The organism is Catellatospora sp. NPDC049609, from assembly GCF_040675365.1.
Classification (GTDB): Bacteria; Actinomycetota; Actinomycetes; order Mycobacteriales; family Micromonosporaceae; genus Catellatospora.
The window spans coordinates 20,913-28,089 of the sequence record NZ_JBFAOU010000101.1; the positions used below are offsets into that span (position 1 = coordinate 20,913).

Genomic DNA, 7,177 nt, shown 5'->3' on the forward strand with positions numbered 1-7,177 from the left:
CCATGCGTAAGATCGCGTTCTTCCTGCTGGCGACGGTGGCGGGCCTGGTGGGCCTGTTCAGCTACCGCACCAGCCTGGGCGAGGCGGTGCCCCGTCCCGGGCAGGCCGTCCCGGCCCCGCAGCCGACCCGGTTCGCCGACGGGCAGCTCGTCGACGGGACGGCGGTGCCGACCGAGTACGGCGTGGTGCAGGTGCGGGTCACCTTCGCCGGCGGCCGGATCGCCGACGTGGCGACGCTGCAGGTGCACACCGTCCACGAGCACTCGCTGGTGCTGAACGAGCACGCGCTGCCGGAGCTGCGGCGGCGGGTGCTGGACGCGCAGTCGGCCGAGGTGGACACCATCACCGGCGCGACCGCGACCAGCCGGGCCTACCTGGACTCGCTGCAGTCCGCCATCGACCGGGCCCACCTGGCATGACCCGCGGTCGACCGGCCGCCGCGCGGCACCGCGACGATGCCGTGCCACCCCGGCGGGCCTGGGTCGAGCAGATCATGGGTATGCCGGTCAGCCTGCACCTGCGCGGCCCCGGCCTGGACTCGGCGCCCGCCGCGGCAGCGGTGGCGGGCGTGTTCGACCTGCTCCGGCAGGCCGACGCGGTGTTCAGCACGTACCGGGCGGGCAGCGACGTGAGCCGGATCAGGCGCGGCGAGCTGGCCGTGGCCGACGCGCATCCGTGGGTGGGCGAGGTGCTGCGGCTGTGCGAGGCGGCCCGCGAGCGCACCGGCGGCTGGTTCGACACGATGCTGCCGGACCCGGACGGCGTACGCCGGTGGGATCCGGCCGGGCTGGTCAAGGGCTGGGCGGTCGAGCTGGCCGCACGGCGGCTGTCCGGGTACGACTTCTGCCTCAACGCGGGCGGCGACGTGGTCGTGGCGGCGCTGCCCGGACACCCGCCGTGGCGGGTCGGGGTCGAGGACCCGCGCGACGTGTCGCGGCTGGTCGCGGTCCTGCCCCTGGCCGCCGGCGCGGTGGCGACCTCGGGCACCGCGCGGCGCGGCGCGCACATCCTCGACCCGCGCCGCGGTCTGCCCGCGACGGGCGTCGCCGGGGTCACCGTCACCGGGCCGTCGCTGCTGTGGGCCGACGTGCTCGCCACCGCGGCCGTCGCGAAGGGCGTGACCGGCCTCGACCTGCTGCGCGGCACGGGCTGTGCAGGGCTGCTCGTCGACGCGCTCGGGCAGCACCACGCCACCGCCGGATTCCCGGCGTGACCGCACTCGGTGCCGTGCCAGCGGCATCGGAGCTTCCCCCGCTGCCGGAGCAGCATGCCGAGCTACCCGGCTACGGGAGCAGCATGCCGAGCTTCCCTCCCGCTGCCGGAGCGGCTTGCCGGAGCTGCACCGGCCGCCCGGCGCGCAGACCGCACCGGCGACGGCGCGGGCTACTCGGCGAGGTGGATCTTCGGGGCGCGCTGCTCGAACGGGGTGGACAGCACGACCGTGGTGCGGGTGGTGACGTTGGCCGAGGTGCGGATCTCCTGCAGCAGCCGCTCCAGGTCCACCGGCGACGCCACACGCACCAGCAGGATGTAGAAGTCCTCACCGGCCACCGAGAAGCACGACTCGATCTCGGACAGGTGGGCCAGGCGCTCGGGCGCGTCGTCGGGCTGCGCCGGGTCGAACGGGCGGATCGCCACGAACGCCGTCAGCGGCAGCCCGATCGCGTTGTAGTCCACCCGCGCGCCGTACCCGGTGATCACGCCGCGCTGCTCCAGCCTGCGTACCCGCTGGTGGACGGCGGACACGGACAGCCCGACCTTCTCGGCCAGGTCCGTGTACGACATGCGCCCGTCGGCGGTGAGGGCCGAAACGATGGCCTGGTCGGTCTCTTCCACGGCGCTCAAGCTACACCGCCGCCTGGTTCGGGCGCACCAGCACTTTCAGCGCCTTGCGATCGTTCATGGCGGCATATCCGTCGGGCACCCCGGCCAGGCCCACCGACACGTCGAAGACCGGCGACGGGTCCAGGGTCCCGGCCAGCACGTCGGCGAGCAGCTCCGGAATGTACGCCCGCGCGGGCGCGACACCGCCGCGCAGCGCGACGTTGCGGCCGAACATGTCGCCGAGGTCGACGCCGGCCGAGCCGCCGTGCGGGACGCCGACGAAGCCGACCGCTCCCCCGTCGCGTGCCGCCCCGATCGCGGTGCGCATCGACTGCTCGGTGCCGACCGCCTCGATGACCGCGTGCGCGCCCTGCCCGCCGGTCAGCTCGCGGACCACGGCGATCGCCTCGTCGCCGCGCTCGGGCACCACGTCGGTGGCGCCGAACCGCCGGGCCAGCGCGGTGCGCGCCTCGTGCCTGCCCAGCGCGATGATGCGCGCGGCGCCGAGGCGGTGCGCGGCGAGCACGCCGCACAGGCCCACCGCGCCGTCGCCGACCACGGCGACCGTGCCGCCCTTGCGCACGCCCGCGGCGAGCGCCGCGTGGTGGCCGGTCGACATCACATCGGACAGCGCGAGGATCTTCACCAGCTCGGCGTCGCCGAGCCCGGACGGCAGCTTGACCAGGGTGCCGTCGGCGTACGGGACGCGCACCGCCTCGCCCTGGCCGCCGTCGGAGCCGGGCTGCCCCCAGAACCCGCCGACCGGGCACGAGGTGTGCAGGCCCTCCCGGCAGAACTCGCAGGTGCCGTCCGACCACACGAACGGGGCCACCACCAGGTCGCCCTCGCGCACGCCGGTGACGTCCGCGCCGGCCGCCTCGACGACGCCGAGGAACTCGTGCCCGATGCGCTGGCCCGGCTCGCGTTTGGCGACACCCTGGTACGCCCACAGGTCGCTGCCGCAGATGCATGCGTGCGTCACCCGCACCACGGCGTCGGTGGGGTGCTGCAGGACCGGGTCGGGCACGTCCTCGATGCGGACGTCGTGCGGGGCGTGGATCACCGTGGCGCGCATGTGATCATCCTAGTCGTACCGGTTCGCCCGGGCCGGGCGGATGCCCGCCGGGTCAGTCCCACCAGAACGCCCAGTGCCCGCACGGCACCTGCCGCTCGACCACGTCGTCGAGCCCCTTCATCAGCTGTCCGAGGTCGTTGCAGTAGGTCCACTGCTCCATCGCGCACCGGACCACCTCGTCCGGTGTCCGGGGCGGCCGGGCCACGTCGAGCTCCAGGTACTTGCCGTGCGCGAGGTAGAGCTCGGCGCCGTACCGCTCGTGCCAGTGGCGCAGCACGACGGCGTGGTCGACGGCGCTCAGCTCCCACTTCTGGATGCCGCCGGGCCAGTCGAACAGCAGGCCGGGGACCAGCGCCGGCACCTGCCAGCCCGCCGCCGCGGGCACCAGCAGCAGGGTGTCACCCTCCGGGCGGTCGCCGTTCCTGCGCCACTGCGGTGCCGGACGGGCCGGCTGCGCCGACAGGTGTGCGGCGAAGCGCTCGGCGTACTCGTCCACCTGGTCCGGGGTCCAGTCCGCACCGGTGCGCAGGTGTTCCGGGCCCTCGCTCCAGAAGTAGAAGAACTGTGTCCGGATCAGGCCGCGCAGGTGCTCGGCCGGTGGCACGGCGGCGGCCTCGGCGAGCCGGGCGGGCCCCTGCGCGGACGGTGCCCACTCGTGGCTGTCCTCGGCCGCCTCCTCGGCGCCGTAGCTCAGGACCGGCCACAGGCCGGTGCGCGGGTGCGCGGCGCGGGCGGCCCGCCAAGCGGCGTCCGGGTCGGCGACGTCGCCGCTGTAGAGCGTGAGGCCCGCGGCCGTCACCGCCCGCTGGATGCCGGTGAGGCCGAACTGTTCGAGATCCACCCGCGTAGTGTCGCCGACGCGACATGTCGCGCCAACAGGATTCGCCGAGCCCGCCGCCGCCTGGCGACGTGCCGGGTTTCGCATGGTCTGGCGGCCGCGCGCCCGGGTGGCACATACTGCCGCCATGGGGGACGCGCGGGTGCCGGTGCTGCTGCTCTGGACGGCCGGCCCGGTGCTCGGCTGGCTGTTGCTGACCCGGCCGGGCCCGGCCCGGATGGCGGTCGCCGTGGTGCTGGCGGCGTGGGGCGCGCTCGTCGGGGTGGCACTGTGGACGCCGGTGGCGGTGGAGGCGCTGCTGGCCTACGGGCCGGTCGTCGTCGTGATCGCCGTCAGCGGCCGGCGCCTGGTCGGCGCGCCGGCGGCCGAGCCCACGGCCGGCCGGCGGTGGATCCGGCGTGGTTGCGCGGCGTTCCTGGTCGGAGCCGTGCTGCTCGGCTGCGGGGTCGCGCTGCGGGCGATCGCCGACGAGCCGTTCGTGCCCGCCGCGGCCGAGGTGCGGCCCCTGCCCGCGGGCTTGACCGTGCTGGCCGACACCGGCGAGGACGGGGCCCGCTCGTGCGGGTCGGGCGCCTGCAGCAGGATCCTCACCGTCGGCGGCGACGGTGACGTCACCGCGCGGGTGCTGGCCCACCTGCGCGGGCGCGGCTGGCCGGACCTGGCCGCCCACGACTGCCGCCGGGTCGGCTGGCTGATCGACCGCCGGTACCTGTGCGTCCAGGTCCGCGGCACCGCGACCGAGGCGACGATCGTCCTGGAGGGCGTGAGCAGCAACGGCCTCGACGGCCCGATCCCGTAGCCCCGCTTCCCCACGCCGGGCGGACCTGCTCCGGCGTCCGGACGGGTCCCCGGCGAGCTCAGTGGCGCTCGTGGACCAGGCAGAACTCGTTGCCCTCGGGATCGGTGTAGACGGTCAGGTCGTCCTGCTCGCGGACCAGGGTCGCGCCGGCGGCGACGATCGCGGCCCGCTCCCGCTCGTCGGCGACGACGTCCAGGTGGATGCGCCCGACGGGCAGCAGCTCGACGGCCTGCGCGAGCCACACGTCCGGCCCGGCGCCGGGATGGCGCAGCAGCACCGACTCGCCCTCCTCCAGCGAGCGCTCCGCGAGCTTGACCGCGTCCTCGTCGACCGGCGGCAGGCCGGTGACCAGGCTCCAGAACGGCGCCATCCGGTACGGGTCGCGGCAGTGGATGACGACCGAGGAGATGTACGGCATGGTCGACACCGTAGCCGGGTAGGCGGGCAGGGCCGACCGAATAACCGATCGGCCTTGACATCCCGCCTTCGCGGCCGCTTACCGTGTGTAGCCGCCACCGGTCCCGGAACCGGTACCGCGGGAACGCGACCTCCGGAGGTCCACATGCGCGTGACGATCGCCGACATCGCCCGGCTCGCCGGGGTGAGCAAGGCGACGGTGTCCCGGGTGCTCAACGGCCGACCCGACGTCGACCAGGCCACCCAGGCCCGCATCCAGGAGATCATGGCCGAGACCGGGTACGTGCCCAGCGCCCGCGCGGTCGGCCTGGCCAGCGGGCGCACCCGCACCATCGGGGTGCTCGCGCCGTCGCTGCGCACCCCGTGGATGCCGGAGCTGCTGCAGGGCGTCGCCGACGGGCTGGAGCCGACCGGCTACGGGCTGCTGCTGCATGCGGCGGCGGGTGACGGCCCGGCCCTGGAGCGCTTCGCGGCGAGCGTACGCGGCCACGCCGTCGACGGGGTGCTCGCCGTCGAGCCCGGCGGCGCCGTGGACCAGCTGCGTGAGCTGCACCGGGGCGGGCTGCCGGTGCTGGTGGTGGAGACCGGCGGCCGGCCCAGCGGGCTGCCGGCGGTCGGCGCCGATCTCGCCGACGGCGGAGCGCGCGCGGCGGAACTGCTGCTGGCCGCGGGCCGCCTGCGCATCGCCATGATCACTGGACCCGCGACGGATCCGGCCGGCAACACCTGCGCGGAGGGGTTCACCGACCGGCTGACCGGCACCGGCGCGGTGCTGCGGTCTAGTCACGTGACCGAGTCCGACGGCTCCGAGCAGGGCGGATACGACGCGGTGCAGCGGCTGCTGCGGGCCCGGCTGTTCTTCGACGGCCTGTTCGTGCACGGGGACGCGATGGCGGCCGGGGCCCTGCGGGCGCTGCACGAGGCAGGACGCCAGGTGCCCGGCGAGGTGGCGGTGGTGGGCCTGGGCGACGTGGCGCCCGCCGCGTACACGCAGCCGCCCCTGACCACGGTCCGGGTGCCGTGGGCCGAGCTCGGCGCCGCCGCCGCGCGTGACCTGGTCAACCGCCTCGACGGCGGGGCCGGCGACGGCGGGCCGGTGCTGCTGGCGACGTCGCTGGTGGTGCGGGGCACGACGCCGCCGGTGGGCCGGATTCCGGGCCAGCGCAGCCGGCGGGCGCGCACCGCCGAGCTGCCGGTGGTCTGACGGCGGCACCGGTCCCGGAACCGGTTCCAGGCTGCTGACCTGCGGCGATCAGTCCAGGCGGCCGAGTACGGCCGCGGGGTCGAGTCCGGAGGGCAGATCGCTGACCTGGCCGTCGCCGAGTTCGACCACCCGCCAGGTGCCGTCGTCACGCAGCGCCACATCGGTGGTGACGAACGGATGGCCGAACGCGGCCACCGCCGGGGCGATGGCGGACAGGTCCGGCTCGGCGGTCAGGTCCGGGGTGTCCGGATGCGGCCCGGCGAGGACCGGCTCGCCGTGCACCCACCACACGCGGGCCTCCACGGTGCGGCCGCCCCGGCGCGCGAAGTGCTCGAACCGGCGTACCACCAGGCCGCCCTGCAGGGAGTCCTCCTGCAGCTCGACCATGCGGGCCAGCACGCGCCGGGTCTGCGCGGTGTCGGCGAGGTCCGGCACGTAGCAGGCCTCGTCCCACTCGTGCTTGCGCGACTTGACGTAGTCCTTGACCACGGCCGGGCCGTCGCCCAGCGGCGCGACCAGCGCGGCCACCCGCTCCTGCGCGGGCGGCTCGCCGGGCGTCCACGGCGTCCACACGCTACGCGGCGTGACCTCGGCCAGCGCCGGATACCAGCCGGGCAGCTCGTGCGCGGCGCGGTAGGCCTCCGGCGGCACGCGCAGCGTCACGCCACGCGCGGCGAGTGCCCCGGCCAGCTCGGCATAGCGGCCCGACGGGATCATCCAGCCCCGGTACCAGGCGTCGCCGAGGTCGCGCGGGACGCGGCGGACGGCGGTCGCGACGTCACCGGCGAGCAGCGCGTCATGGTCGAGCAGGGCGACGGTGCGACCGTCCTCGCGCACCGCGCGCGCCTGGCCCGCGAAGTGCGGGTCGACGCGGCCGGGCGTGAGCGGGTCGACGCAGAACACAAACGACACAGCCGCGCAGCCTACGCGGCGGTGTCCAGGACAGCCCAACTACGGCGCGCTGGTGGCCGAGGCGATCGGCGCCGACCCGGCCCGCGTGTTCAAGACCCTGGTGACCGA

At 75.6% G+C, this 7,177-nt stretch carries 9 protein-coding genes; 4 read left to right on the forward strand and 5 right to left on the reverse strand.

The window, feature by feature from the left end:
* Positions 1-2: 2 nt before the first annotated feature.
* Positions 3-419, forward strand: a complete 417-nt coding sequence (locus AB0J67_RS25115) for an FMN-binding protein (protein ID WP_363485889.1) — start codon at positions 3-5, stop codon at positions 417-419.
* Positions 416-1,213: an FAD:protein FMN transferase gene (locus tag AB0J67_RS25120; RefSeq protein WP_363485891.1), complete on the forward strand. Its 798-nt coding sequence runs from the start codon at positions 416-418 to the stop codon at positions 1,211-1,213. Before AB0J67_RS25115 ends, AB0J67_RS25120 begins: the two co-directional genes overlap by 4 nt.
* A 170-nt stretch (positions 1,214-1,383) precedes the next feature.
* Here AB0J67_RS25120 and AB0J67_RS25125 read toward each other — a convergent pair whose 3' ends face one another.
* Genes AB0J67_RS25125 through AB0J67_RS25135 form a run of 3 tightly spaced genes read right to left on the reverse strand, consistent with a single transcriptional unit; the run spans position 1,384 to position 3,740 of the window.
* On the reverse strand, positions 1,384-1,836 hold the full coding sequence (locus AB0J67_RS25125; RefSeq protein WP_363485892.1) for a winged helix-turn-helix transcriptional regulator: 453 nt from the start codon (positions 1,834-1,836) through the stop codon (positions 1,384-1,386).
* Positions 1,837-1,846: 10 nt separating this feature from the next.
* On the reverse strand, positions 1,847-2,899 hold the full coding sequence (locus tag AB0J67_RS25130) for a zinc-dependent alcohol dehydrogenase family protein (RefSeq protein ID WP_363485893.1): 1,053 nt from the start codon (positions 2,897-2,899) through the stop codon (positions 1,847-1,849).
* 52 nt (positions 2,900-2,951) lie between these two features.
* Positions 2,952-3,740 (reverse strand): DUF4253 domain-containing protein, encoded by a 789-nt coding sequence (locus AB0J67_RS25135; protein ID WP_363485894.1) that lies wholly within the window; start codon positions 3,738-3,740, stop codon positions 2,952-2,954.
* Between the two features lie 124 nt (positions 3,741-3,864).
* Here AB0J67_RS25135 and AB0J67_RS25140 point away from each other — a divergent pair, with 124 nt between their 5' ends.
* The gene (locus AB0J67_RS25140) at positions 3,865-4,536 is read left to right on the forward strand and encodes a hypothetical protein (RefSeq protein WP_363485895.1); all 672 of its coding nucleotides are present in this window, start codon (positions 3,865-3,867) and stop codon (positions 4,534-4,536) included.
* 58 nt (positions 4,537-4,594) lie between these two features.
* Here the strand turns inward: AB0J67_RS25140 and AB0J67_RS25145 are convergent, their stop codons facing one another.
* Positions 4,595-4,954 (reverse strand): VOC family protein, encoded by a 360-nt coding sequence (locus AB0J67_RS25145; protein WP_363485896.1) that lies wholly within the window; start codon positions 4,952-4,954, stop codon positions 4,595-4,597.
* 144 nt (positions 4,955-5,098) lie between these two features.
* On the opposite strand from AB0J67_RS25145, the gene AB0J67_RS25150 reads away from it, so the two are divergent.
* Positions 5,099-6,157: a LacI family DNA-binding transcriptional regulator gene (locus AB0J67_RS25150; RefSeq protein WP_363485897.1), complete on the forward strand. Its 1,059-nt coding sequence runs from the start codon at positions 5,099-5,101 to the stop codon at positions 6,155-6,157.
* A gap of 48 nt (positions 6,158-6,205) precedes the next feature.
* Here the strand turns inward: AB0J67_RS25150 and AB0J67_RS25155 are convergent, their stop codons facing one another.
* Positions 6,206-7,069: an ATP-grasp domain-containing protein gene (locus AB0J67_RS25155; RefSeq protein WP_363485898.1), complete on the reverse strand. Its 864-nt coding sequence runs from the start codon at positions 7,067-7,069 to the stop codon at positions 6,206-6,208.
* Positions 7,070-7,177 lie beyond the last annotated feature (108 nt).